Annotated in this window: 24 protein-coding genes; 8 read left to right on the forward strand and 16 right to left on the reverse strand. The window is 50.3% G+C overall.

Features of this window, described 5'->3' with window-relative positions:
* Nucleotides 1-7 precede the first annotated feature (7 nt).
* From CWC46_RS13590 to CWC46_RS13600, 3 genes are all read left to right on the forward strand, one after another.
* The gene (locus CWC46_RS13590; RefSeq protein WP_021016021.1) at nucleotides 8-2,773 is read left to right on the forward strand and encodes a cation-translocating P-type ATPase; all 2,766 of its coding nucleotides are present in this window, start codon (nucleotides 8-10) and stop codon (nucleotides 2,771-2,773) included.
* Entirely contained in the window at nucleotides 2,770-3,849 is a 1,080-nt protein-coding gene (locus tag CWC46_RS13595; RefSeq protein WP_021016020.1) for an AI-2E family transporter, read from the forward strand. The genes CWC46_RS13590 and CWC46_RS13595 overlap by 4 nt, the downstream gene beginning before the upstream one ends.
* A 240-nt stretch (nucleotides 3,850-4,089) precedes the next feature.
* Nucleotides 4,090-4,458 carry a DUF1283 domain-containing protein gene (locus tag CWC46_RS13600; RefSeq protein WP_021016019.1) on the forward strand — a complete coding sequence of 123 codons (369 nt, stop codon included), beginning with the start codon at nucleotides 4,090-4,092 and terminating at the stop codon, nucleotides 4,456-4,458.
* 76 nt (nucleotides 4,459-4,534) lie between these two features.
* Here CWC46_RS13600 and bioD read toward each other — a convergent pair whose 3' ends face one another.
* The 3 genes from bioD to CWC46_RS13615 form a co-directional block, all read right to left on the reverse strand.
* On the reverse strand, nucleotides 4,535-5,200 hold the full coding sequence (bioD, locus tag CWC46_RS13605) for a dethiobiotin synthase (protein WP_021016018.1): 666 nt from the start codon (nucleotides 5,198-5,200) through the stop codon (nucleotides 4,535-4,537).
* Between the two features lie 168 nt (nucleotides 5,201-5,368).
* Nucleotides 5,369-6,586, reverse strand: coding sequence for a sugar metabolism global transcriptional regulator Mlc (gene mlc, locus CWC46_RS13610; protein WP_021016017.1), 1,218 nt, complete (start codon nucleotides 6,584-6,586; stop codon nucleotides 5,369-5,371).
* Nucleotides 6,587-6,727: 141 nt separating this feature from the next.
* Nucleotides 6,728-7,621 carry a LysR family transcriptional regulator gene (locus CWC46_RS13615; RefSeq protein ID WP_021016016.1) on the reverse strand — a complete coding sequence of 298 codons (894 nt, stop codon included), beginning with the start codon at nucleotides 7,619-7,621 and terminating at the stop codon, nucleotides 6,728-6,730.
* Nucleotides 7,622-7,760: 139 nt separating this feature from the next.
* Between CWC46_RS13615 and CWC46_RS13620 the strand changes: the two genes are divergently transcribed.
* Nucleotides 7,761-9,017 (forward strand): MFS transporter, encoded by a 1,257-nt coding sequence (locus CWC46_RS13620; protein ID WP_037381750.1) that lies wholly within the window; start codon nucleotides 7,761-7,763, stop codon nucleotides 9,015-9,017.
* Nucleotides 9,018-9,141: 124 nt separating this feature from the next.
* Nucleotides 9,142-10,080, forward strand: coding sequence for a DNA replication terminus site-binding protein (tus, locus tag CWC46_RS13625; protein WP_021016014.1), 939 nt, complete (start codon nucleotides 9,142-9,144; stop codon nucleotides 10,078-10,080).
* 122 nt (nucleotides 10,081-10,202) lie between these two features.
* Here the strand turns inward: tus and CWC46_RS13630 are convergent, their stop codons facing one another.
* The 3 genes from CWC46_RS13630 to fumC form a co-directional block, all read right to left on the reverse strand.
* Entirely contained in the window at nucleotides 10,203-11,375 is a 1,173-nt protein-coding gene (locus CWC46_RS13630) for an MFS transporter (RefSeq protein WP_021016013.1), read from the reverse strand.
* A 98-nt stretch (nucleotides 11,376-11,473) separates the two neighbouring features.
* Nucleotides 11,474-12,472, reverse strand: coding sequence for an ROK family protein (locus tag CWC46_RS13635; RefSeq protein WP_021016012.1), 999 nt, complete (start codon nucleotides 12,470-12,472; stop codon nucleotides 11,474-11,476).
* A 131-nt stretch (nucleotides 12,473-12,603) separates the two neighbouring features.
* Entirely contained in the window at nucleotides 12,604-14,007 is a 1,404-nt protein-coding gene (gene fumC, locus CWC46_RS13640) for a class II fumarate hydratase (RefSeq protein WP_021016011.1), read from the reverse strand.
* Nucleotides 14,008-14,183: 176 nt separating this feature from the next.
* Here fumC and manA point away from each other — a divergent pair, with 176 nt between their 5' ends.
* The 3 genes from manA to add all read left to right on the forward strand — a co-directional run bounded on the left by manA (nucleotide 14,184) and on the right by add (nucleotide 18,166).
* Entirely contained in the window at nucleotides 14,184-15,368 is a 1,185-nt protein-coding gene (manA, locus tag CWC46_RS13645; RefSeq protein WP_021016010.1) for a mannose-6-phosphate isomerase, read from the forward strand.
* An 81-nt stretch (nucleotides 15,369-15,449) separates the two neighbouring features.
* Complete coding sequence (locus CWC46_RS13650) at nucleotides 15,450-16,988, forward strand: YdgA family protein (RefSeq protein ID WP_021016009.1); 1,539 nt, start codon at nucleotides 15,450-15,452, stop codon at nucleotides 16,986-16,988.
* A gap of 164 nt (nucleotides 16,989-17,152) precedes the next feature.
* A complete protein-coding gene (gene add / locus CWC46_RS13655) occupies nucleotides 17,153-18,166 on the forward strand; it encodes an adenosine deaminase (RefSeq protein WP_021016008.1) in 1,014 nt (337 codons plus the stop codon).
* A gap of 80 nt (nucleotides 18,167-18,246) precedes the next feature.
* Here the strand turns inward: add and CWC46_RS13660 are convergent, their stop codons facing one another.
* From CWC46_RS13660 to atpD, 10 genes are read right to left on the reverse strand one after another with little or no spacing between them, the layout of a single operon-like run.
* Entirely contained in the window at nucleotides 18,247-18,705 is a 459-nt protein-coding gene (locus tag CWC46_RS13660; protein ID WP_021016007.1) for an SgcJ/EcaC family oxidoreductase, read from the reverse strand.
* Between the two features lie 29 nt (nucleotides 18,706-18,734).
* The gene (locus tag CWC46_RS13665) at nucleotides 18,735-19,613 is read right to left on the reverse strand and encodes a F0F1 ATP synthase subunit gamma (protein ID WP_021016006.1); all 879 of its coding nucleotides are present in this window, start codon (nucleotides 19,611-19,613) and stop codon (nucleotides 18,735-18,737) included.
* Complete coding sequence (locus CWC46_RS13670) at nucleotides 19,610-21,157, reverse strand: alternate F1F0 ATPase, F1 subunit alpha (RefSeq protein WP_021016005.1); 1,548 nt, start codon at nucleotides 21,155-21,157, stop codon at nucleotides 19,610-19,612. Before CWC46_RS13670 ends, CWC46_RS13665 begins: the two co-directional genes overlap by 4 nt.
* A complete protein-coding gene (locus tag CWC46_RS13675; protein WP_021016004.1) occupies nucleotides 21,147-21,950 on the reverse strand; it encodes a F0F1 ATP synthase subunit B family protein in 804 nt (267 codons plus the stop codon). Before CWC46_RS13675 ends, CWC46_RS13670 begins: the two co-directional genes overlap by 11 nt.
* 3 nt (nucleotides 21,951-21,953) lie before the next feature.
* On the reverse strand, nucleotides 21,954-22,235 hold the full coding sequence (locus tag CWC46_RS13680) for a F0F1 ATP synthase subunit C (protein ID WP_021016003.1): 282 nt from the start codon (nucleotides 22,233-22,235) through the stop codon (nucleotides 21,954-21,956).
* A gap of 18 nt (nucleotides 22,236-22,253) precedes the next feature.
* A complete protein-coding gene (locus CWC46_RS13685; RefSeq protein ID WP_021016002.1) occupies nucleotides 22,254-22,955 on the reverse strand; it encodes a F0F1 ATP synthase subunit A in 702 nt (233 codons plus the stop codon).
* Nucleotides 22,945-23,241: an N-ATPase subunit AtpR gene (locus tag CWC46_RS13690; protein ID WP_021016001.1), complete on the reverse strand. Its 297-nt coding sequence runs from the start codon at nucleotides 23,239-23,241 to the stop codon at nucleotides 22,945-22,947. The genes CWC46_RS13685 and CWC46_RS13690 overlap by 11 nt, the downstream gene beginning before the upstream one ends.
* A complete protein-coding gene (locus CWC46_RS13695) occupies nucleotides 23,234-23,569 on the reverse strand; it encodes an AtpZ/AtpI family protein (protein WP_021016000.1) in 336 nt (111 codons plus the stop codon). Before CWC46_RS13695 ends, CWC46_RS13690 begins: the two co-directional genes overlap by 8 nt.
* Nucleotides 23,562-23,966: a F0F1 ATP synthase subunit epsilon gene (locus CWC46_RS13700; RefSeq protein ID WP_021015999.1), complete on the reverse strand. Its 405-nt coding sequence runs from the start codon at nucleotides 23,964-23,966 to the stop codon at nucleotides 23,562-23,564. Before CWC46_RS13700 ends, CWC46_RS13695 begins: the two co-directional genes overlap by 8 nt.
* Nucleotides 23,941-25,371, reverse strand: coding sequence for a F0F1 ATP synthase subunit beta (gene atpD, locus CWC46_RS13705; protein ID WP_021015998.1), 1,431 nt, complete (start codon nucleotides 25,369-25,371; stop codon nucleotides 23,941-23,943). The genes CWC46_RS13700 and atpD overlap by 26 nt, the downstream gene beginning before the upstream one ends.
* Nucleotides 25,372-25,429: the final 58 nt, after the last annotated feature.

Consider the following 25,429-nt stretch of genomic DNA (forward strand, 5'->3'; position numbering starts at 1 on the left):
TACTTGAATGGAAAATTCATCCGATCCTCTGCCTACATGGCACGCACTCCCGGTCGAACAGACCTTCAGTATACTGAAAAGCTCCGACGACGGCCTGTCATCGACGGAAGCCTTGGCTCGGTTGAGCAAGCACGGGCCGAATCATATCGAGCACGGACCACGCCGCGGTGTGCTTAAGATCCTGCTGCGTCAGTTGTCCGACCCGTTAATCTACGTGCTGATCGCCGCCGGGCTGATCGCTGCGTTGATGGGCAAGGTTACCGACGGAGTGGTCGTTCTGACGGTCGTGGTGATCAACACCTTGGTTGGTTTCGCGCAGGAAATGCGTGCGAGCAAAGCTATCGAGGCATTGAGCAGCTTAATGCCGCAGCAGGCAACTGTCACGCGCGACGGCGATGTGACCGTTGTACCTGCACATGAACTCGTACCTGGCGACGTATTGCTACTACAGCCAGGCGATCAGGTGTCGGCCGACGTCCGGCTGTTTGAAACCAACGGGCTACAAGTCGAAGAAGCAATGCTTACCGGTGAGTCGGTGCCAGCAAATAAGTTCGAAGCACCGGTGAAGGCCGAGGCGGTGCTTGGCGATCGGCGCTCAATGGCGTTCGGCGGCACGCTGGTCGTTGCCGGCACCGCGAAGGGCATCGTCATCGCCACCGGTGCCCGTACCGAACTCGGCCGCATTTCGCAACTGCTGAGCGAAACGGTCGAGCTGGAGACGCCGCTGACACGCCGGCTAGGCCACATGGCGCGGACCATCACGCTGGGGATCGTGATGGTCGCCGTGCTGATCTTCATCGTCGGACTGCTGCGCGAGTACCCGTTGATCCACAGCGCACTGGCGGCGATCACGCTGACGGTTGCATCAACCCCCGAAGGGCTGCCAGCTGTGATCACGATCGCCTCGGCGATCGGTGTGCGACGGATGGCGCTGCGCAAAGCGATCATCCGCCATTTACCTGCAGTGGAGACGCTCGGCAGCATTACCGTCATCTGTACCGACAAGACCGGAACGCTAACGCGAAACGAGATGACCGTCAAAGCGCTGTGGACACCGACGGGAACCGTCGCAGTCACTGGAACCGGTTATGCGCCCGAAGGTGAACTGCATAATAACGATGATTTGGCACCTGCCGCGTCCGCAGTGGCGACCGAACTGCTGCGCGCTGCTGTTCTTTGCAACGACGCCACGTTGGAAAACGATGGCGGTCGCTGGAAGATCGTCGGCGACCCTACCGAAGGTGCGCTCGTCGTTGCCGCGCGCAAGGCGAAGCTCAATGAAGACGAGCTGCGCGAGGCTTACGTGCGCTTGGACGAGATTCCCTTCAATTCCGAACGGCAGTTCATGGTGACTTTACATACCAACGCTGAGGGTGGCCAGCTGGTTTGCATCAAGGGTGCACCGGAGGTGGTGGCCAAGCTGTGTCCGGTGATTGATGACCAGTCGATTGAGTTCGACATTGTCCAAGGGGCAGCGCATTCACTGGCCGAACGCGGCATGCGCGTGCTTGGTATCGCCACTGCCCAGGTCGACACTATCCCGAGCCTCGAAGACGCCACATGGCGGCGTGAACTACGCCTGCTCGGTCTGGTGGGAATGGTCGATCCACCCCGAGAAGAAGCTACCGAGGCCGTTCGCGCCTGCCAGCACGCCGGTATTGTAGTAAAGATGATGACGGGCGATCATCCGGCTACTGCGCGTACGATCGGCGCCCTGTTCGGGTTATTCGACGGCGAAGGTGATGGTGCACAAATTGTTACTGGCCACCAGATCGAGACGACCTCCGATGCCAATCTCGTCGCCCTGGTACGTAAGACGCACGTGTTTGCGCGCGTGGCGCCCGAACACAAGCTACGGCTCGTCACGGCACTGCAGGCCGATGGCCAGGTGGTAGCGATGACGGGCGATGGCGTCAACGACGCGCCGGCACTGAAACGCGCCGAGATCGGCGTGGCCATGGGAATAAGTGGCACGGCGGTGGCTAAGGAAGCCGCCGACATGGTGCTCTCCGACGACAACTTTGCTTCGATCAGCGCGGCGGTGGAAGAAGGCCGCCGCGTCTATGACAACCTCTTGAAGTCGCTCGCCTTCATCCTGCCGACGAGCCTTGGGCAGGCGATGATCATCTTGGTTGCCGTGTTATTCTTCCCGATCGTCGACGGACATTTGCAGATGCCGATCGAACCGGTGCAAATCCTGTGGGTCAACCTTGTCGTGGCGATCGCCCTCGCCTTACCGCTCGCGTTCGAAGCCCGAGAACCGGACCTGATGGACCGCCCACCAAAACCACCGGACGAACCGTTGATCGGACCTTTCCTGGTTTTTCGCACGTTTTTGGTTGGCGCACTGATGACCATGGGTGCAATGAGCCTGTTCTTCTACGAGTACCACTCCGACCTCGCGGCCGGCATTGCGCCCGTGCTCGCACGTTCGCAGACAGTAGCCGTTACGACGATAATCCTGTTCCAGTGCGCTTACCTGCTGAATTGTCGGTCGCTGACGGAGAGTGCGTTCCGCATTGGGCTGTTCAGCAACCTCTATGTCTATTTCGGGATCGCCGCCACGCTCGTGCTACAATTGTGCTTCGTCTATATGCCGCCACTGAACGCACTGTTCCACACCCATCCACTCGACGCGACGGACTGGATCGCACCCACGCTAGTCGCGCTGGCCGGGCTACCGGTGCTGTCGCTCGAAAAGCACTTCTGGCGTCGGCGAAGTAAGTCCGCACACGACGCAGTGGAAACGCAACGAGAGGCACGAAGACCATGAACGAGTCCGATCCCGTCAATCGCCAGCAACCATCTGCTGCGGGCTTCTGGTCCGAGCGTGGATTGTCCGACCTCGCATTGCTCGCGCTCACCGTTCTGGCATTGCTGCTATGCTATCTGATCGCGCGACCATTCATTACCTCACTGGCTTGGGCCACGGCGCTTGCGGTGATCGGCTGGCCGCTGCACCGTTGGATTGTCCGTCGCATTCACTGGCCCACTGCCGCGGCCTCGCTGTCCGTCACCATACTCTCGTTGCTACTGATAGTGCCGTCCGGCATGGTCATCCCCAGCATGATCGACGAGGCTCTCAGCGGATACAGACTTCTCCGGACACAGATCGAGTTCAATGACTGGGACGAAGCGCTCTCTCAGCATGTCTGGATCGCACCGGCATGGGAGTGGCTGCGACAGCGCCTGGATCTCGGCGATTTGTTGCAGCGTGCGGGATTGGTGCTGACTGCGATCGGTTCTTTTACGGTAAAGTCATCGTTCGTGGGAACGATCAAATTCGTTCTGACGTTCTTCTTCCTCTTCTATTTTTTGCGGGATCGTGACGAGTTGCTTGCGAGCGTTCGATCTTTATTGCCACTGTCGCAGACCGAAACGGAACGGGTCTTCCGCGTGGTCAGCGACACGATCTTTGCGACGATGTATGGAAAGGTGCTCGCCGGTATCGTCCAGGGTGCTCTCGGTGGCCTCATGTTCTGGTGGCTCGATCTGCCGGCGGTTTGGTTTTGGGCGATCGTAATGGGGTTGCTGTCGATCATCCCGCTGCTGGGACCACCGATTATCTGGGCACCTACAGCACTGCTCCTGCTGCTCAACGGTGAATGGGGACATGCATTGCTGCTGGTGGTCTGGGGCGCGGCCGTGGTCGGGCTCGCGGACAACCTACTCTATCCGATCATCGTCGGCAAATACCTGCGCTTACATACTGTGCCGCTGCTGATTGCGCTGATCGGCGGGGTCGTCGTGTTCGGCGTGGTGGGATTCTTTGTCGGTCCAGTCGTACTCGCGCTTACCATGGTGGCGTTCGAGATCTGGCGTGCGCGAGCTGGGAGCTCATCAACCTGACCGGCACTTGTGATGCAACAGCGCCAAGTTCAGTTCGCTACATCCATTCTCCAAGTATTAACTTACAATTTTCCCGTTTTCTGAGATGAATATATTAGGATTTTTCCTGCGTTTTTGATATTTTCACCAAGCGGATTATGGTTTCATCAATATCAGGTATGGTATATCTCCTTTGTTGCTAAATAAGCGCTTGTATTTAATTAATTGTATTAACCAAAACTGTTTTGTCAGGGTGACAACATGAATCGAAAATTTCCCACATCATTGCTGCGTGCCTTGATTCCTCTGTCGCTGGTTGTGTTTGCTGGTATTAGCACTCCCAGTATTGCTGAGACACACCAGATTATTATTGATAATGGTAATAGCGCCATATCAAAAGAAGCTGTTCGTCAGAGTAGAGAAGATCGGAACGAGACTCGAAATCTACGTAACAAAAAAGTGAAGATCGAAGAAAAATTGGCAGATCGTCAGTTAAGAAATATCGATCGTGAAGATAGGGCGCTTGATTCTGCCGAAAGATGTAAAAACAGCAGCAATTTTAATGTCTACTGGGAAAGTTCTTCCGCACGTTGTCTGGACCGTAGAACCGGTCGTCCAATTAATCCGTAAACATGTCCCCTGCTTCCTGTTCCTTTTTAGGGCAGGAAGCAGTGATAATCCGAACATCTTTTCGATACAGTAACCGCTATTGATTGATGGCGGAAAGATCAATATAAGAGGACAAATCCCGCTGTTCCGCTCGAGGCAAATAAGGTAATTCGCCTAGCTGCGGGGCCGGGATTTTTTTACGCAGTGCATTAATGATGTCAGCATAATTAGCCAGACCAGGATTGATACGGTTGGCTACCCAACCAACCAGTGGCAGACCATCATTCAATATGGCCTGTGCGGTTAACAGTGCATGGCTGATACAACCCAGCTTGATGCCAACCACCAACACGACGGGTAATTGTTCCTGCACGACCCATTCAGAGTATATACGCATGTCGTTCATGAGTGTACGCCAGCCGCCGCTGCCTTCGATAATGACCACATCTGCCAGATTACTAAGTTGTTGCAAACCTTCAGTCATGGCACTGTAATTAATCGGTGTTTCGCTGGCACTGATCTCATCTTCCAGTAGAGCAATTGGATTGATGAGATTATAAGGAAGGTCCAACGTTGATGCTTGTTGCAGAATGAGCGCATCTTTGCTGCGTAGCCCTTCTGCAGTTTCCATGCACTCTTTGGCTATCGGTTTATAACCCACTACTGCCTTTTGGGTTTTCGATAGCGTTTGTAATAACGCTTTGGATACAACCGTTTTACCTACGGCGGTATCAGTACCAGTAACAAACATGCGTTTTAACATGAAAACACCACTCCAGAAGTACCATCTGAAAACATAGACCAAGAGCCTAAACAGACTGCTGAGAACCAAAGTCTAGGCTAAGGGGGATCAGAGCAGTTTGCGTTAGCTCAATGTTTTGTTTTTCAGTGGAAATCAATGGTATTTCTGCGAAAAGTCTGACAGGGAAGATTATCCCTGTAACAGTTTCACCAACAGCGATCCGTTATAGAGCGCATCTTTGACCAGTGCGGCGCCCGGCATTGTGCCCTGGTTATAGAAATAAGTGGCTTCTACGTGAAGATTATGACTGTAAGCTGGCAACGATTGTTGTTGAATACACGCCATAATTGCTGGATAGAGAATACTTGATGCCTTGTTCAAGGGCGAGCCTACCAAGATTTTATCAGGGTTAAACAGGTTTACCATAATGGCCACGATGCGACCGACATTGTTCCCTACCCCGATGATAATATCCTTTGCCAGTTGGTCACCTTTTAGTGCTGCTTCGCACAATGAATCAACTGTAAGCGGCGACCCATGCAACAGGGAACTCATGGAAGCATTAAGACGTTGTTGGGCTAGCTCCAGCATGTTTTCAGTGCTGGCAACGGTTTCCAGACAGCCATGATTACCGCAGTAACAACGTTTGCCATACGGGTCAACCTGCGTGTGGCCAATTTCCACCAGATTACGACTGCCAACATGCAGAATCCGCCCATCGGTGATAATACCCGCCCCTACGTTATGATCGATAACAATCTGAATGACGTCCCGACATCCACGGGAAGCACCATACAATGCTTCCGCCATCGTCCAGGCGCAAATATCATGCTGTAAGAAAACAGGAACACCGGTTCGTTGTGATAATTCCGGACCGATGGCCATCTCTTCAACATCATAAAATGGCATCCGGTGGATAATGCCAGTGGTCGAATCGATCATCCCTGGGGCAGTAATAGCAATCGCGGTGAGACGTTCGAGCTTTTTCTGATGCCGAATGAAGAACTGATCGATTTCCAGCAGAATTCTATTCAGTAATGGCTGTGGGTGTTCGGTGGGCAATGATACCGTCTCTTCAACCACCAGTTTACTGCTCAGATCGCGCAGTGCCAGGGTAATGATATTGCGGCTGATCCGGATTGAAAGGTAGTGCCAAGCCTCGGTATCCAGTATCAGTCCGATGGCGGGACGCCCCCGACTGCCAACATCCTGATATTCTGTTTCCTGTACCAGATGGGCTTCCATCAGTTCCCGGACAATTTTGGTAATACTGGCTGGCGCGAGCTGAGCCTTTTTGGATAATTCTATGCGTGACACGGGTCCATGTTGATCAATCAATCTATAAACCGTTCCCGTATTCATTTGCTTGATTTGATCAATATGTCCGGGCTGACCGCTGGCTATCACTCTGACCTGACTCCTGGTTTTTAACGCATTGTTGGTATTTTTTACACTGCAAAATAAAAAAACTGTCGCTATGGTGTAGTTTTTATGAAAAGCCGTCAAATATTTGATTCGTTATGTGATTCGCTGCACACATTTACGACATTATTGACGCAGCATAAGTGAAATAAGCGTCTGTGCCGCTGTATTGATTGGCCGATTTCGATGAGTAACCAGCCACACCTCACTGATGGCATCCGGTTCAGACAGCGACAGATATTTCACGCCATCCACCCGGATACGCATAAATGAAGCGGGAAGAAGAGACACGCCCAATCCTGATGACACCAATCCAACAATGGTCATTGCCTCACCGACTTCCTGCGTAATATACGGTGTGATGCCATAGTTTTTCAGCAAGGTCAGCGTCTCATCGTAAAGCGCAGTGCCGACTTCACGGGCAAAAAAAACAAAAGGTTCGTTTGCTAACTGCTGAATGCTAATGGTTTTACCCGGTGTCGAAGCGAGCGAGTGTTCCTCATGAACCACCGCGACCATCGCTTCATGCAGTAACAATTGATGGCGCAGTGCATCCGGCAAAGGATTATTACGCATTACTCCCAGATCAAGTTTGCCGTTGAGTAATGGTTCAATTTGCTGCTTGGTATTGGTTTCCTGCATTTGGATATGCACTTCCGGGTAGGATTGACGGAAGTGCAGCAAACTTTGTGACACGGCCTTGATAAATGGGGCTGACGAGGTAAAACCAATATTCAGTTCGCCGATCTCTCCCCGCTGGATACGGGCAGCCCGTTCTGCGGCCTGATTGACCTGGTTGATGATAGCCCAGGCTTCTTTTAGAAACTGGGTGCCGGCTGGCGTCAAACGTACAGTTCGATTGTTGCGCTCTAATAGCCTGGCGCCAATCTGCGCTTCCAGCAATTGTATTTGCTGACTCAACGGTGGTTGGGAGATCCGCAGTTTTTCAGCTGCACGTCCAAAATGTAGTTCCTCGGCGACCGCGATGAAGTAGCGAAGATGTCGTAGTTCAATATTCATATTTTAAACATATCATTTATTATTATTAATATATTATACAAAACAATCGATTAATCCTATGATCCCCATCACTAATTGATTATTGCTGTACCAGCTTGGATAAGGATTTATTTTGAGTACCCCGCTGTCTTCCCAGGGAATGTCGGTTTCCGTCATTGATGACATTCAGGATTATCGTGAGAAACACACGTTCGATCACAAAGCGAAAACCCCTTTTATCAAACGAGGTACTCCCGCTTTTATGCGAGTCACACTGGCACTGTTTTCCGCCGGTCTGGCAACATTCGCGTTGCTGTATTGTGTACAACCCATTTTGCCCGTGCTTTCGGCCGATTTTGGTATATCACCGGCAACCAGCAGTCTGTCATTATCCATATCCACCATTATGTTAGCGGTCGGTTTACTGTTTACCGGGCCGCTATCGGATACGGTAGGACGTAAAAATGTAATGGTGGTTTCTCTACTGCTGGCATCAATTTGTACTCTGATCAGTACCTTTATGACCAGTTGGCATGCCGTGTTGATTATGCGTGCCATGCTTGGATTATCGCTGAGCGGCGTTGCCGCCGTTGCCATGAGCTACCTTAGTGAAGAAATACACCCCAGCGTATTGGCTTTTTCCATGGGGCTATATATTAGTGGTAACTCTATTGGGGGAATGAGTGGTCGTCTGATTACCGGCGTATTGACCGATTTTTTCTCGTGGCGGGTGGCTGTAGGTGCTATCGGCGTATTGGCATTACTGGCAGCGTTGACCTTTTGGCGCATTCTGCCTGAATCCCGCCATTTTAGGGCCGGATCATTACGACCAAAATTCTTACTGGTTAATTTAAAACTGCACTGGCGGGATGACGGTCTACCGCTGCTGTTTGTTGAAGGGTTCCTACTGATGGGCACCTTTGTCACGCTTTTCAATTATATCGGTTATCGTTTGCTTTCCGCCCCGTACAACCTGAGCCAGGCTGTCGTTGGTTTACTGTCAGTGGTCTATCTCACCGGCACCTACAGTTCACCTCGTGCGGGAGCCATGAGCGTCCGATTTGGCCGTGGACCCGTATTAATCACGGCAGTATTACTGATGATGTCCGGTTTAATATTGACGATTTTTTCATCATTAGCGATCATTTTGATCGGTATGATGCTGTTCAGCGCTGGTTTTTTCTCGGCCCACTCAGTCGCCAGCAGTTGGATTGGTATACGTGCTCGACGGGGTAAAGGACAGGCATCATCAATGTACCTGTTTTTTTACTATCTTGGTTCTAGTCTGGCGGGTACCACCGGCGGTATTTTCTGGTATGCCTATGGCTGGACAGGAGTTACGTTATTCCTGATAGTCTTGCTTTTCATTGCATTGTTTATCAGCTATCGCCTCAAATTACTGCCGCGCCTGTCATAATAAAATCCATGTAATGATGGCCTGAATATTTTTTTTTCCCTGCTTAACGATAATGAACTCATTGTCTAAGTGGGGGATTTAAAGTATATATTAATGTATGTTGTAACTAAATGGCTCGGCAATAATGTCACGCTACGATCTGATAGCTCGAATGAATACCTGTTTTACCACTCTGGAATATCATTTGACGGAAATGGTTTCTCTATTTTCTGGTTTCCAGTTACTGGCGGGGAACGTTTTTGTTTTACCAGACATTCCAAAAGGTAAAGAACATGACCCAATAACCCAGATAACCGTAACCCCATTGATGGGTTCTGCGGCTTGCCAACTGGGATTGGCGCATTTCCAACGTTTGTTTATCCACCATCACGCAGAATCAATTAGCAGTAAAGCTGCCATTCGCTTGCCAGGAGCGTTGTGCTTTTCCGTCGATCATCAACAATATCTGCAAGCCTATCAGCTGATTGACACCATCAATGCGCTGAAAAAAGAGCTGGAACACATGATTACCGTTGAATCCGGGTTGGAACCGGAACAACGCTTTGATTTCGTGCATACCCACTTACGAGGGTTAATCACATTAAGCGTTTATCGAACCATTACGCTGATTACCAACCCCACCTCCGTGCGTTTTGGCTGGGCCAACAAAAATATTATCAAGAACATCAGCCGGGATGAACTACTGGAAAAATTAGAAAAAAGCCTAAAAACCGGCCGTAGTATGGCCCCGTATAGCAAAACACAATGGTCAGAGTTACTGGAACAGGAAATAGCGGATGTTAAACGCCTGCCAGAACAGGCGACACTGAAAATAAAGCGACCAGTAAAGGTTCAGCCTATTGCCAGAGTCTGGTATCAAGAGCAACAAAAACAGGTACAACATCCCTGTCCATCGCCATTGATTGTGCTTTGTCAGCACGAGTACGGCGACTCAAGACCAACGCTCGGAGAATTGAAGGATTACGATGTAGATAACATTCAGTACAAACACAAACCCAAGGCAAAAGCGCTGCGTCTACTTATCCCCCGCCTGCACCTGTATACCGATGAAGGAATATCATGACGGCGATATATTCACGTTACCGGAAGGATATTAGGGTCTGACGTTCAGTGGAACGAAAACTCACCATCTGGGCAAGCTGTCTCTAACTAAGTTTGTACTTGCAGTCCGATATGCGAAAAAAATTAATATTTCAACTTATAAGCACCGAACGTAATGATCAAGAACGCCGCCGCGACGGAGGAGAATGCAACGTACAAGCTAGAGAAATGAGCGATAAAACCGATCAGCGCCGGGCCACCGAGTATACCTAGGTAACCAAGCGTGGCGACCATTGCGACCGACATGTTCACCGGCATTACTTTCTCCTGACCAACAAGAGTAAATAACACTGGTGCGATATTTGCCACACCAACGCCGACCAGTGCAAAACCACATATTGGTAGGATCCACCCCGGTAACAGCACCACCATCAGATAACCGGCAATCCCCAGAATACCGCCGACAACCAGCACTCGCTTACGCCCGAGTGCGCTGACAATCGCATCGCCGGTGAAACGCATCAACGACATGACAATCGCAAACACAGCAAAGCCCCAACCTGCATATTCAAGCGCCAGACCTCGCTCGCTGGCCAGGAATACGCCACTCCAGTCGAGCACTGCGCCTTCGGCCATGAAACATATCATCATCATGACCGCCATCAGTATCAGGCGAAAATTCGGTCTGGCCTTCGGCTGTCCTTCCGCGCTATCCTCCTCATGCGCGCCGAATGGCAACAGGCTGCGGAGTGAATATGCTGTCCCTAAGATGACCAGCGCGACAACAAAAAATGTACTGCCTTGCGGCGTAACGCCTGAACTCAGAAGCAATGAGCCACCGCCAGCTCCGACAATCCCGCCGACGCTCCACAGACAGTGAAAACCAGACATCAACGGTTTACCCGCCGCCTGCTCCACCATTGTCCCCTGCACATTGACCGCGACATCCGCCAGCCCGATGCCCATTCCGAAAATAAATAGGCTCATCGCCAACAGCCAGATATCGCTGAACGTCGCCAACAACGGTAACGTCAGGCAATACATCACGACCGCAGCGATGATCACATTACGGCAACCAAAGTGACCGATGATCTTTCCCGAACCCAGCATCGAGAGCAATGAACCTGCGCCGAGACACAGCAACAATAACCCCAGCTCGCCTGCTTCAGCATGGGTACGCAACTGCGCGTAAGGAACTAGCGCACCCCACAAGCCCATCGCCATGCCGGTGACAAAAAATATCGTCCGTGTGGCAACCCGCCTGACCGATGCTCCGGTGCCAGCCGGTATATTTTCAAGTTCTGATGACTGTGACAAAACGTTATCCTATTAAGAGAAAATACAGTTATTAAAAGTCTTTTATTAATTAATGAGTATATCGACGTGAATGAACGGAAGTCAATGCGCGCGGCGCATTAAACGCCGAAGGCGACGTGCCGATTGTAATTGTTTAAGGTCAGTTCGGTGATGCCTTGCAGATAATCCTGGCGCATCGAAGGACGGTAGGTCAATGTGGGCATATGTTGCACAGGGATATGCATATGGCAGCGCTGAAGCAACTGGGGAATCAGCGCTTCACCGATTTTCCGGCCTGAAAGTGCAATGGTCACCGGGTTGATGATGGCAGCAAGCGAGACGATCACTTTCGCCATTTCATCGGCAACCGGCAGCTTATCCATATCTTTAAATGGCAGATTCGACACTTCCCCGGCAAACTGGCTGGCACCATGTAATACTTGGCCGTTAATCACCATTCCGCACCCGAGACAAGGGACATCTGGTTTAAAAATATAGGCCACAGGTGCTGTGACACCGTCACAACTGCTGCGATAAAATCCATACACAGTATAGTTCATGTCGTTATCCGCCTGCACGTAAACGCCGAACCGCTCCCACAACTGTTGCTCTAGCGCAACACCGGCAAATGCGCTGATATCACAGGTAGCTACTGACCCCTTTACCACTACGCCCGGCAACCCGACCCCCAGCGCTTTGATACTGGGATACTTCACCAGCAGGCTGGCAATCTGCTGATAAAACGTCTCAAGCACCAGTGGCAAAAAACGGACTTCGCCCTGCGCCAGACTTCCCCCCGTCGCCGAATTCACCGACCAGATAATTTGCGCCGCCGCATCGCTGCCCTGTGCATATAGGCTCAGGACCGAGAAGTAATCAGGGTTATAGGCATAACGCTGCGCAGGCCGTCCACCGCGAGAGACTTCCTGCCCTAGCGCCAGCACTTCGCCGCTAAGGCTCAGTTCATTGAGCACCGCACCACACGTCGCGATACTCAACCCCGTCATCACCGCCAACTCAGCCTTCGTCGCCGAACCCAGTGACTTCAATGCATCAGTGACCAGCACTACATTGTTTATCTTCATTTCACGGGTTGTACGGTTTAAGGGAGTAATCATGGTGTCTCGGGTGCTTGAGGAAATCTGTGCAATTTAGCATAGTCTACCTTGAATAACGCGCAACTGCATGTTTACAAATAGAAATGGTACAACTGACACCACTTACCGGCGGGTCAGCTTCAGCATGACCTCTATGATTTCAATTTCAGGCTACCGACCATATCTTCGGGACGAACCCATTGTTCAAACTGTTCATCGGTCAGATAACCTAACTTCAGTGCAGAAGCCTTTAATGTTAGCCCTTCCTTATGGGCTTTTTTCGCAATTTCTGCGGCTTTATCGTAGCCAATATGCGTATTTAACGCCGTAACCAGCATCAGTGAATCATTCAGTAACTGCGTAATTCTGTCTCTGTTCGGCTCTATACCCACCGCACAATGCACATTAAAGCTGTTCATCCCATCGGCCAGTAAACGAACCGATTGCAGAAAATTATGAATAATCATTGGCCGGAAGACATTGAGCTCAAAATTACCGGCAGCGCCCCCCATATTAACGGCGACATCGTTCCCCATGACCTGACAACAAAGCATCGTCATGGCTTCGCACTGAGTGGGGTTGACTTTACCAGGCATAATTGAGCTTCCTGGTTCATTTTCCGGAATGCGTAATTCACCAATACCGCAGCGGGGGCCAGAAGATAGCCAGCGCACATCATTGGCAATTTTCATCAGCGAGGCAGCCAATCCTTTCAGTGCGCCATGTCCATGAACCAAAGCGTCGCAGCTTGACAGGGCTTCGAATTTATTCGGTGCAGTCACAAAAGGATGCCCTGTCAGTTCGGCCAACTCGGCTGCCACTCGAGTGGCATATTCCGGATGGGTATTCAGTCCGGTTCCCACAGCAGTTCCTCCCAGAGCCAACTCGCACAAATGGGGAATGCTGTTCTCAATATGCCGGTGACTATGTTGTAGCATGGCGACCCAGCCAGAAATCTCCTGCCCCAGAGTTAACGGAGTGGCATCCTGTAAATGCGTACGGCCAATTTTCACAATGTTGCTAAACTGCCCGACTTTGGTGGTCAGCGTCTGTTGTAATGTTCGTAATGCCGGGAGCAAATGTTCAGTTAGCGCAATAACCGCCGCCACATGCATCGCCGTAGGGAAGACATCATTGGAACTCTGGCTCTTGTTAACGTCATCATTTGGATGCACCAACCGGCTATTGCCCCGCTCACCGCCCAGTAATTCGCTAGCCCGGTTAGCCAGGACTTCATTCATATTCATGTTGGTCTGGGTCCCGGAACCGGTCTGCCAGATGGCCAAAGGAAATTCGCCAGCATGGTCTCCAGCCAGCACTTCATCAGTGGCCTGAATGATGGCCTTCCCACGCGCCTCCGGTAGTAGTCCCAGATCAACATTGACTTTCGCCGCCGATCGCTTGATTTGAGCCAGTGCATACAGCAATGCTTGTGGCATTTTTTCTTCGGAAATACGGAAATGTTCTAAAGATCGCTGTGTCTGCGCACCCCATAGCCGTTCAGAAGGCACTGTTATTGATCCCATAGAATCGTTCTCGATACGTGTAGCTACCATTATTTTCCCCTTGGATAACGCGTTGATCGAATAGCAGAATCACCGTTACATCGTCTGGTATCGCGGCACATAAAGCATTACCATGATTGCAAACTGAAGTAGTTAATTAATACTCTCTTATTATTAACCATTTTCATCATAAAAATTAACAATCCTTTTAATGGCAGGAATCCGTTATGCAAAGAATGCTTAATCGCATCCAACACTATGCCTGGGGCAGTAAATGTGCATTAACAGAGAAATATGGAATTGATAACCCTGATAATTTGCCCATGGCCGAGTTATGGATGGGTGCCCACCCCAAGAGCAGTTCCTGCCTGGTTGATGAACAAGGACAACAACACAACCTGCGAGAGGTGATAGCCCAAGATTTAACCGGCCATTTAGGGGCGGCGGTAGCACAACGATTCGGGGAACTCCCTTTTCTCTTTAAAGTGTTGTGTGCAGCCCAACCACTTTCCATTCAGGTTCACCCCAGTAAAACAGCGTCCGAATTAGGGTTTTCTCGTGAGAATGCGGAGGGTATTCCTTTAGATGCGGCAGAAAGAAATTATAAAGATGCCAACCATAAACCAGAGTTAGTATTTGCGCTGACGCCGTTTCTGGCTATCAACGGCTTTAGAGATTTGTCTGAAATTGCCACCCTGCTACAGCCAGTCGCCAACGCACATCCCGCCATCACGACCTTTTTGGGTCAGCCGGATGGCAAGAACTTGTCCATATTATTCGCCAACCTGCTGAGTATGGACGGAGAGCAAAAAGAAAATGCGATTGGCGTACTAAAGAATGTATTAAAGAACCGGAACGACGGCCCCTGGGCGGCCATTCATTACATTATTCAGTTCTATCCAGATGATAGTGGTTTATTTTCACCACTATTGCTGAATGTGGTCACGTTGCAACCGGGTGAAGCAATGTTCTTATTCGCAGAAACACCTCATGCCTATTTGCAAGGCGTAGCATTAGAGGTGATGGCCAACTCCGATAATGTGTTACGTGCCGGTCTGACGCCCAAATATATTGATATTCCCGAATTACTGGCTAATGTGAAATTTGAACCCAAGCCCGCTGACAAATTACTTACGGTGCCAATCAAACACGGTAATGAACTTGATTTCCCTGTTCCGGTCGATGACTTTGCTTTTTCTCTGCATTATCTTGCCGATGAGGCACACGCGTTGACTCAGGATAGCGCGGCGATTGTCTTTTGTATGGATGGAGAGGCGGTATTGGAAAAAGGCCGCCAGCAAGTCGTACTTCACCCGGGTGAATCGTGTTTTATCCCGGCTTATGAATCTCCAGTTCAGGTTCGGGGACAAGGATGCATTGCACGCGTCTATAATAAGTCATTAACTGCCTGATGTTACTCATCTCCAATTGCATGCATACCCTGGGTATGACAGGTATATTGCACAAAAATCGACTAAAAGGATGTATATAAAGTGACAAAAAAATCATTAGTGGCCGCTGGGATTATTGTTGCGCTTGGTGCCGTCTGGACAGGAGCGTCCTGGTTCACAGGAAAGCAAATAGAAAAAAATGTCGCTAAATTTACCGTCGACATCAATGCCCGGTTGAAAGAAGCTTACCCGAATGCCGGGTTAACTGTTGTTTATCAAGATTACCAGCGTGGCATATTCAGCAGTCACCTGACGTATGTACTGCAATCTGACGGATCCGCTAATGGCCATCAACTCTTATCCGCCAGTGATAAAGTGATATTTAATGAAACTATTTCTCATGGCCCATTTCCACTGGCACAGATTAAAAAATTCAATCTGATGCCGGCCATGGCATCAGTACACAGTGAACTGGCGAACAGTGATCCCCTGAAATCGTTATTTAAATTAACCAAGAATAAGCCATTCGTCACCGCAGAAACCCGAGTTGCCTACAATGGAGATACCCGCTCTGAAATTGTATTGATACCAGTCGATTACCAAAGCGAAGAACAGAAGTTTTCTTTCAGCGGCGCAACAGTAGAGGCCGATATCAGCCACGATTTGCGAGCAGCTCACGCTGTAGGAACAGTCAGTGGACTGACGATTGAGAAGAAAAACCCGTGGGGACAGACAGAAACACTGAGTATTCAGGGATTGGCGCTAAACAGCGATACACACAAAGGCAAGTTTGATATCAATCTGGGTGATGGGAAAATTGTGCTAAAGAGTATGGAGCTGCAAGTTCAAGGTGGCGCTCCGGTCACTATCAACAATTTTGTGGTATCCAGCCATATAACAGAAGATCAAACCAATATAGCGGGTCAACTGGCATTGGGTATCGATTCCCTCATTCTGCGCGATCAAAATCTGGGGTCAGCCAAGATGAACATCAGCTACGACAGATTTGACGGATTGGGTGTGAAACAATTCGCTGAAGATTACCAGAAAAAAGCCGAAGAGCTGATGCAGGTCGACCTGGATCCTGAAACATATCAGCAGCAGATTGCCATGTTGGTACTTCAGCATCTTCCTCAGTTGCTTAAGGGCAATCCCAGCATAAAAATTTCACCTGTCAGTTGGAAAAACGCCAAAGGGGAAAGTACATTTACCCTATCTCTGGATCTGACCGATCCATTGAAAACAGACACAGCCCCTCAATCTCAACTGTCTGATGAAGAGGCCATTTTCCGCAAATCAGTCAAAAATCTGGATGCGAAATTAAATGTGCCGATAGATATGCTGACAGAATTAATGGTTCAGGTTGCGCCAAAAACGTCAACCGATGAAGAAAAGAAACAGCTCGAAGCCATGGCCCGCCAGCAAGCGCAACTCATGGCCAGTCTGGGTCAGATGAGCCAGGTAACCGTAACCAAAAACAACGCCATTACCAGCTCACTGCAATACAGTGATGGTATGGTAACCTTTAATAATCAAAAGATCCCGCTGGCTAAATTTATTGCCCCACTCATCACGCAGCCGGAAGGAAATAACATAGAAGAACAGACGCCCAACGCTCAGAAAAAACCCGTAACACAATAACCATCTGATTGCCCCCGTGAACTGACTTTCACGGGGGTTGCTTTAAGTAATATCTACGTAGTGATACCCACTTTTTTCCCAACAAATGGTAATTCGGTGGTGTTTGTTCTTATACTGCACAGTAATTCACTGCCAATTGATTTTATTGATAACAAGAGTAAAAAATGATTGATCCGCATATCCCTTTGACGGATATCCACCGCCATCTTGATGGCAACATCCGCCCACAAACTATTCTTGAACTGGGACGTCAATTCAATATTGACTTGCCGGGAAATACCCTGGAATCACTACTCCCACATGTTCAGGTTACTGACACTGAACCCAATTTACTGAGTTTTCTGCAAAAGCTGGACTGGGGCGTATCCGTGCTGGGGTCGTTGGATGCCTGCCGACGAGTCGCTTACGAGAACGTTGAAGATGCGTTGCGCGCCGGTCTGGATTACGCCGAACTACGCTTTTCTCCATATTACATGGCGATGAACCACCAATTACCCATTGAAGGTGTAGTTGAAGCGATCATCGATGGCGTCGCTGCCGGTTGCCGCGATAATAATCATGACATCATGATCCGTTTGATTGGCATCATGAGCCGCACTTTTGGCACTCAGGCCTGTCAACAAGAGCTGAGTGCCCTGTTAGCGCATAAAGACCATATTATTGCACTCGATCTGGCGGGTGATGAACTGGGTTTCCCTGGCGAGTTGTTCACCCCCCATTTTAATCAGGCGCGAGATGCCGGTTGGCATATCACGGTACATGCCGGTGAAGCCGCTGGCCCGGAGAGCATCTGGCAAGCGATTAATCAATTGGGCGCGGAACGTATTGGTCATGGCGTGGCGGCTATCATTGATACATCACTGATGAAGTATATGGCTGAATATCAGATAGGCATTGAATCCTGTCTGACATCAAACCTGCAAACCAGTACCGTAAACTCGTTGGCAGAACATCCACTGGCGCATTTCCTGCATCATGGCATCCCGGCTACCATCAATACCGATGACCCCGCTGTTCAGGGAATTGATATTGCCCATGAATACCAGATTGCGGCACCACTGGCAGGCCTTTCACCAGAAGATATTCGCCAGGCACAAGAAAATGGTCTCAGCGTGGCGTTCATTACCGACCAGGAAAAACTACAGATCCGTCATCGGGTTCAGCAGCGGCAAGCATAAACCATATTGAGCATAAAAAAAGGCAGGGACTTCAGTTACCTGCCTTTTTATTTAGAACCGAATGCCAATGGGGTAAAGCATCAATCTTTCGGAACAAGAGATGAATGGTGGCTGGTGATCAGCCATTCCTTACCATCCCAACCATAAGTGAAAGTGTAACGCGCCCTAGCCTGTGATTTATCACCAAACGTGAAGGTATAGTTCCCAGTATCCAGTGCCTCATTACACCCTACTCTGATCGTGCGGCTGTCAATATGCCCTACTGGTTTGTCATGCAAGAAGTGTTCAAAATAATCGATTCGTTCTGCTGAATTCTTCCGTGCTCTAGACGACAGCGTCGGTAACAGAACCGCATCAGCGGCATAATTGGCATTGACCTTTTTCGCATTACCCGTTTTTAAAGACTGATTCCAGCGATCGAATAATCCGGCAATGGTGTTCTGATCAGTTTGCACACACTGTACAGACTCAGTGGCATAAGCAGATGAACCCGCGATAACACCTGATATTGCCAATAGCAAAAATGTATTCTTGAACATAACACCCCCATTATTTTCAGGTGAATGGATCACCGGTCATAAGCCCCAAAACCAGAAACAACGTCGAACAACTCTTCGTCGATAGCACTCTGACGCAATCGGTGAAAATCACTGCTCAGCGTTTCTAAAATCTCACCAATATTTTTTTCTGCACGTTGCATTGCCGTCAAACGGCAGATATTTTCACTGGCCAGTGATTCCGCGCACGCACGGAACAAAGAAACAAAAAAATACTCTCGCACAAATGCAAACATGGTTCGTGCAATATCCGGCATTACCTCTGGCAAGTTATTAGATGGCCAGTGACGACTGGCCATCTCACGGTACCATTCGTCATCCAGTGGCAATAAACGCTGACAGATCGGTTCACTGATAGCCCCTGAAATAGAGCGATTGTAAAACAGGTAAACAGGGCCAATTTCTCCCCGAGTTCGCCAACTTTCCATTTCAAGCAAAACATGTCCGACCAGTGATGTGATCGCACCGATCGAATTAGGTAACTGAAAGTTTGCCCCAACGCTGAGCTCGCTGTTGGCCAGACGAGCCTTGATTCGCTCCCCAACGGCCCAGACTATTTTCCGTCCAGGCAATTTTCCCAGCGTCTCGACAGCGAACTCAACAAGAAGATCATTGAACTGGCCAACCAGCCCCTGATCTGAACCGAAAATCACCGCGCCGATGGCACCTTCACTTTCGCGGTTTAACTGACCGGTAACAGCGGGATGCTGCTGCTGACAGCAAGCAAGAAGGCCGAGTTGTATTGTTCGATTATAGTCATCCAATGAGCGTACGGCATTCTCATACTGGCTGATACTCGACGCCGCCATGGCTTTCATTGTGCGTACCACAGATTCGAGATCAGTCGCAGTGCCAATCTTGTGATGCAGGCTGACGGTGGTATTACTCAAGATCCCTCCTTGATAGCCAGTTCTGGCAAGAAGGCGATCAACGCCTGCTCCGCAAGTTGAGTTATCAACGCCTTGTCCGCCTCACTCAGTGTATCGGCCGTCTCTAATTGTGCCGCTAATTCGTCCGGCATATCGGCAGCCGCGGCATAAATGGCCAGCTCGGCGTCAACCATTCGGGTTAGCGGCACCCGGTCAAACAACCCGGCAGTCAATGCCAATAAAACCGTAATTTGTACGGGTACCGGCAATGGCGACAATTCCTGCTGCTTAAGACAAGCTCGTATACGCAACCCATGATCGAGCTGTTGGCGGGTTGATTCATCAAGGCGGGCACCGAAGCGGGAGAAACTTTCAAGTTCCTCAAACTGGGCATAAGACAATTTCAAATCACCCGCTACCATCCGATAAGCAGCGCGTTGCGCCTTACCACCGACACGTGACACTGATTTACCAACATCAACCGCCGGCAACACGCCGAGTTCGAAAAGCACGGGTGACAAGTAGATTTGCCCATCAGTGATTGAGATCAGATTGGTCGGAATGTAAGCCGATATATCCTGAGCCTCTGTTTCAATGATCGGTAAGGCAGTCAGCGACCCTCCTCCCAAATCTGGACTTAAATGGGTAGCTCGCTCCAGCAACCGCGAGTGAATATAAAAAATGTCGCCGGGAAAGGCTTCACGACCTGGTGGTCGACGTAGTAACAAGGAGAGTTCACGATAGGCGCGAGCATGGTGAGTCAAATCATCATAGACCACCAGCACATCCCGCCCCTTCGCCATGAAATATTCAGCTATGCTGGTCGCCGCATAAGGCGCGATATAAGCTAACCCAGGCGGGTCATTACCTTCCGTGACCACCACGACGGTATAAGCCAATGCGCCCTTTTCACGTAGCGCAGCGATAACTTTTGCCACACCGGAAGCACGCTGACCGATGGCACAATAAACACAGAGGACGTTCTTATCGTGTTGATTGAGGATGCTATCAAGCGCAATGGCCGTCTTACCGGTCTGTCGATCTCCGAGGATCAACTCACGTTGACCACGACCAACCGGGATCAGCGCATCGATAACCTTGATACCCGTCTGCAACGGTACCGTAACCGGGGCCCGATCCATGATCGGCGTCGCCGGTCGTTCAACCGGCAAGCGAGTACCGCCCAACAGCGGCTCTAACCCATCGAGCGGTCTTCCTGTTGGATCAATGACCCGACCAAGCAACCGCTCACCGACAGGCACATCAACCACATGACCACCACGCTCGACGAGATCACCGGCCTGCAATAACCAGTAATTGCCAAGCAGGACAACGCCAATTTCGTCTTCGTCGACATTGAAGGCAATACCCTCAATGCCGCCAGGAAAATTAAGAACTTCCTCAAAACCCACACCTGGCAGGCCGGATACCTTGGCAATACCGGCCGCAATGCTAGAAATTCGACCAAATTCACGGGGTTTCAGCTGTGGAGCGAACACTTCACACGCCGTGTCTATGCTGGAGAATGTCTGATCCAGGATATCGCTTAGTGGCTTAGTGCTCATTGACAATACCCTCTTCCGGGATGGCATTCTGAGCCGTCTTCACGTTGAGTAGTTCAATAACACCGTTTTCCATCTCGGCCAGGTATTCGGCAATACTCCATGCCACCTTTTGCCCATTGGCGCTCAACTCAATACCGCTGACCATTTCTGGGGCCGTTTCAAAACATAACGTCGTTTTAGCGCCAAACAGTTCTCTGATTTGAGTTTCGATAATCGTCCGGTCTGTGGCTGGCAGCTCAAAAACCGTGCGCACAACAATCGGCTGGGCCGCTACGAGCAAAGCATCCACCAGCTTTTGCTTTTCATCCGTGCTCAAATTTTGTAACCGAGCCACAAAAACCAAAACCATCCGTGTTTCCAGCGTCACATCAGCCAGATCAACCAATGTTTTGCGAGCAATAGAAAATATCTGTTGTCGCGTGCGACGGCTGATCTCCTGCTGTAATTCCTGCGCTTCACTTTGCAAACGTTCCTGACATTTGGCACTCAGCGCTATCGCCTCCTCACGGGCAATATCAAGCAGGCGCTGACGTTCATCATTCGCCGTCTTCTTTGCCTGACTCAGCAATGAGGCTCTCTCTTTGTCAAAGGCCGTATTCTTATGTTGAAATTCGTCGCGGGCCTGCTCTGCTTCCGCCTTCTTGGCATCAGCATCGGCCAGTTCTCTTTCTATCCGTTGCTCTCGTGCATCAATGGCATTAAGTATGGGAAGATAGAGAAAGTGCTTCAGTAACCAGACCAGAATCAGGAAGTTGAGAACCTGCGCGCCAACGGTGAACCAGTCTATAAGCATGGTCTACTTTCCAGTTATCTGAGTGATGGCATAGTTCCAGAATGGATTGGCGAAGAGCAGGATCATCGACACCACAAAGCAGTAGATGGCTACCGACTCGATCATCGCAAGCCCGACGAATAGAGTACGTGTAATGGTTGCCGATGCATCGGGTTGTTGTGCCAAAGAACTGAGTGCTATGGCGACAGCCCGACCTTCGCCTAGCGCTGGGCCAATGCTGCCAATAGCGATGGTTAAGCCGGCTGTAATGATCGAGACTACCGCAATAACTGTCATACTATCCATGGTAATTCCTTTCGTTGTTTATGTTTTTACTTCAGCGCTATCTTCTTGGTTGGGTGTACGAGCGCGTGTCGCTGCCGCGATGTAAACCGCTGCCAGAATACTGAAAATGTATGCCTGCACCATGCCGGTCAACAGCCCCAAGACACTCATGACGATCGGAAAAATAAACGGGGTAATGGTCAGCAGGATGGCAAGGATCATCGTGCCACTCATCATATTGCCAAAAAGTCGGGCAGCCAGAGCCAGAGTGCGTGAGAGTTCACTAATGATATTGAAAGGCAACATGATGACTGTCGGCTTCAGATAGGTATTCAGGTATTCCCTTGGGCCACAATTGGCGATACCGAACATAGGGACGGCGATGAAAACACAGATAGCCAGTGCCGTCGTAGTAGATAACGAACCCGTGGGTGGCTCGTAACCAGGCACAATGGTGCATAGGCTGGCCAAGCCGATGAACAAAAACAAGGTGCCAAGAAAGGCCAGGTACTGGCGTGGGTTTGTCAGGCCCACCTCGCCAATCTGCGTGACAATGCCCGTCACGACAATCTCCAACAGGTTCTGCCAGCGACTACGCGTGAGCCCGTGCGACAAACGCCGCGTAACAAGATAGGACCCCAGCGTCAGCACCAGCATCAACACCCAGGTATAAACAATGGTGGCATTGATATTGAACCAGCCCCACTGCCAGAAAATAATGCTGTCGGGACTAAGATGCATGATTGTTTTCCTTAATCACGATACTCGGACGGGTTACCCGTGAGATGGCCCATCGAGCCATGCTGAATCCGAGCAAGGCCGCTAGCCAGTTTTGCCAGTCTTTGCCGCAAACCCAATAGAAGCCGGGTAACACAATCATCAAACGGACCAACAGGCTGGCGAAAAACCACTGAGCCACACGCGGCGACGACATCGCCCGCTGAACCGTCCACCACAGGCCACCAAAAAATACGACACCAAATACAACACCCGCCAGCAACGGCACTAAAACTCCTGAGTCAATCATCGTCGTCAGACTCCTGTTTGCGTATTTCCTGACCCTCTTTGACCACCCAGCGCCACGCGCTAAAGCACCCCAACATCAGACCAGCGACCAGCAGTGCCAGTGTCCATGATCGTCCACCTGGGTACCGAGCATCCAGCCATAGGCCCAACGCCGCACCGAGCAGTGTCGGTAGCGCCACAGACCAACCGATCATCCCCATCATGCCCAGCCCAGTCCAGACAGTTCGCGTCACATGGCGCTGCGCGTTACGCTTGCGTGCGGCCTTGAGGCCAACCCGCTGGCTGAAATCACTCTTGCCAGAGGAAGACTTGCCATTTTTATTACTCATGATGCCAGACAGTAAAATGGCGAATAAAACTGCTCTCAAGTTTCGCTAGTACCGAACGCACATTTTTTTCCTGTTCATTCAGCTTCAGAAACTCCTGTTCGATTGCCTCATGGAGCTCCTCCAGCGCCATGCCACCGATGGCATTACGCACGGAAACCAATACTTCCTTACCGGTTTTAACCAGTACGCCTTCGTCAACCGCAAGACAGACCTCTCCCTCGTCCGCAGTTTCATAAACCAGGATGCCGGGCACCAGCGACGAGACGCAGTCGAGTCGGTTTGGCAGCAAACCGAAGGATCCGCCAGGTGATTCAGCGACGATCCGCAACACATCATGTTTCTCAGCGAATACTTTAAAAGGCAGCAAAATCTTAAGCTGCATGTTCGTTATCGACATGTCTATCCTCCGCCGTTTCCTTGATAATCGCTTCGTCAATGGCTCCGATCATATACAAGGCGCTTTCCGGTACATCCTTGAACTCATCGCGCAGGATACGTTCACAACCGTCCAGAGAATCCTCAAGACTCACCTGCCTACCTTTCAGACCAGAGAATTGTTCAGTGGTAAAAAACGGTTGAGTAAGAAAACGCTCCAGTCGACGCGCCCGCCCGACTATCTGGCGGTCTTCGGTTGATAATTGTTCCAGGCCGAGCATAGCGATGATGTCCTTGAGGTCGGCATATTGTGCCAGCGTCCGGCGGATCTCCTGCGCCAACGCGTAATGCCGTTCACCGATAATACTAGGCGTCGCCATTTTTGAGTTTGACTGTAGAGGATCAATGGCTGGATATAGCCCCTCGCTGGACATTTTTCGTGACAGAACAATAGAAGCGGAAAGATGCGAGAAGGTATGTACCGCCGCCGGATCAGTAAAATCATCCGCAGGGACATAGACCGCCTGAATAGACGTGATGGCGCCAGTATCAGTATTAGCAATACGCTCTTCCAGTTGAGCCAGTTCCGTACCCATGGTCGGCTGGTAACCGAGCCGGGATGGCATCTGTCCCATCAGTCCAGACACTTCCATGCCAGCCTGAATAAACCGGAAGATGTTATCAACCAGCAAAAGAACATCTCGATGTTCATCATCACGAAAATATTCAGCCATCGTCAACGCGGCATGACCGACCCGAAAACGGGCACCCGGTGGCTCATTCATCTGGCCAAAAACCATCACCATATTGTTAAGCACACCCGCGATCTTCATATCTCGATAAAGTTCTTCCCCTTCACGGCAACGCTCACCAATCCCACAGAAGATGCTGACGCCCTCATGCTGCCCCACCATGTTGTGGATCATCTCCGTCAACAACACAGTCTTACCCACACCCGCGCCACCGAACAGGCCGGCCTTGCCACCGCGTTCCAGTGGAACCAGAACATCAATGACCTTGATACCCGTTTCAAAAACCGTCGATTGGGTCGAACGATGCTCCAGTGAAGGTGGCGTGTTATGCACACTGCGCCATTGAATGGCTGCCGGGGCGGGAAGTTGGTCGATAGCATTACCAAAGACATCGAACATCCTCGATAAAATTCCCTTGCCAACCGGTGCCAACAAAGGGCCTCCACTATCCACAACTTCCATGCCGCGGGCCAGTCCCTGCGTTGGCGTCAGAGCGATACCCCGCACACGCTGTGCATCAAGTTGCGACTGGATTTCAATAAAAATTTCGCCATCCTTCCCCGCATGCAACAGAGAATGAATTGGCGGTAGTATGGACTGAAAGAAAATATCGACTACACTGCCACGGATTGAAACGATGACGCCTTTATTTAATGAATTATCAATACTTGTCATACACTTCTCCTCGGCCCAGTATTAGTCTAGTGCAGAATCGAGGGATTTGTGACATGAC

It is taken from the genome of Prodigiosinella confusarubida (genome assembly GCF_002847015.1).
Taxonomy (GTDB): domain Bacteria; phylum Pseudomonadota; class Gammaproteobacteria; order Enterobacterales; family Enterobacteriaceae; genus Prodigiosinella; species Prodigiosinella aquatilis.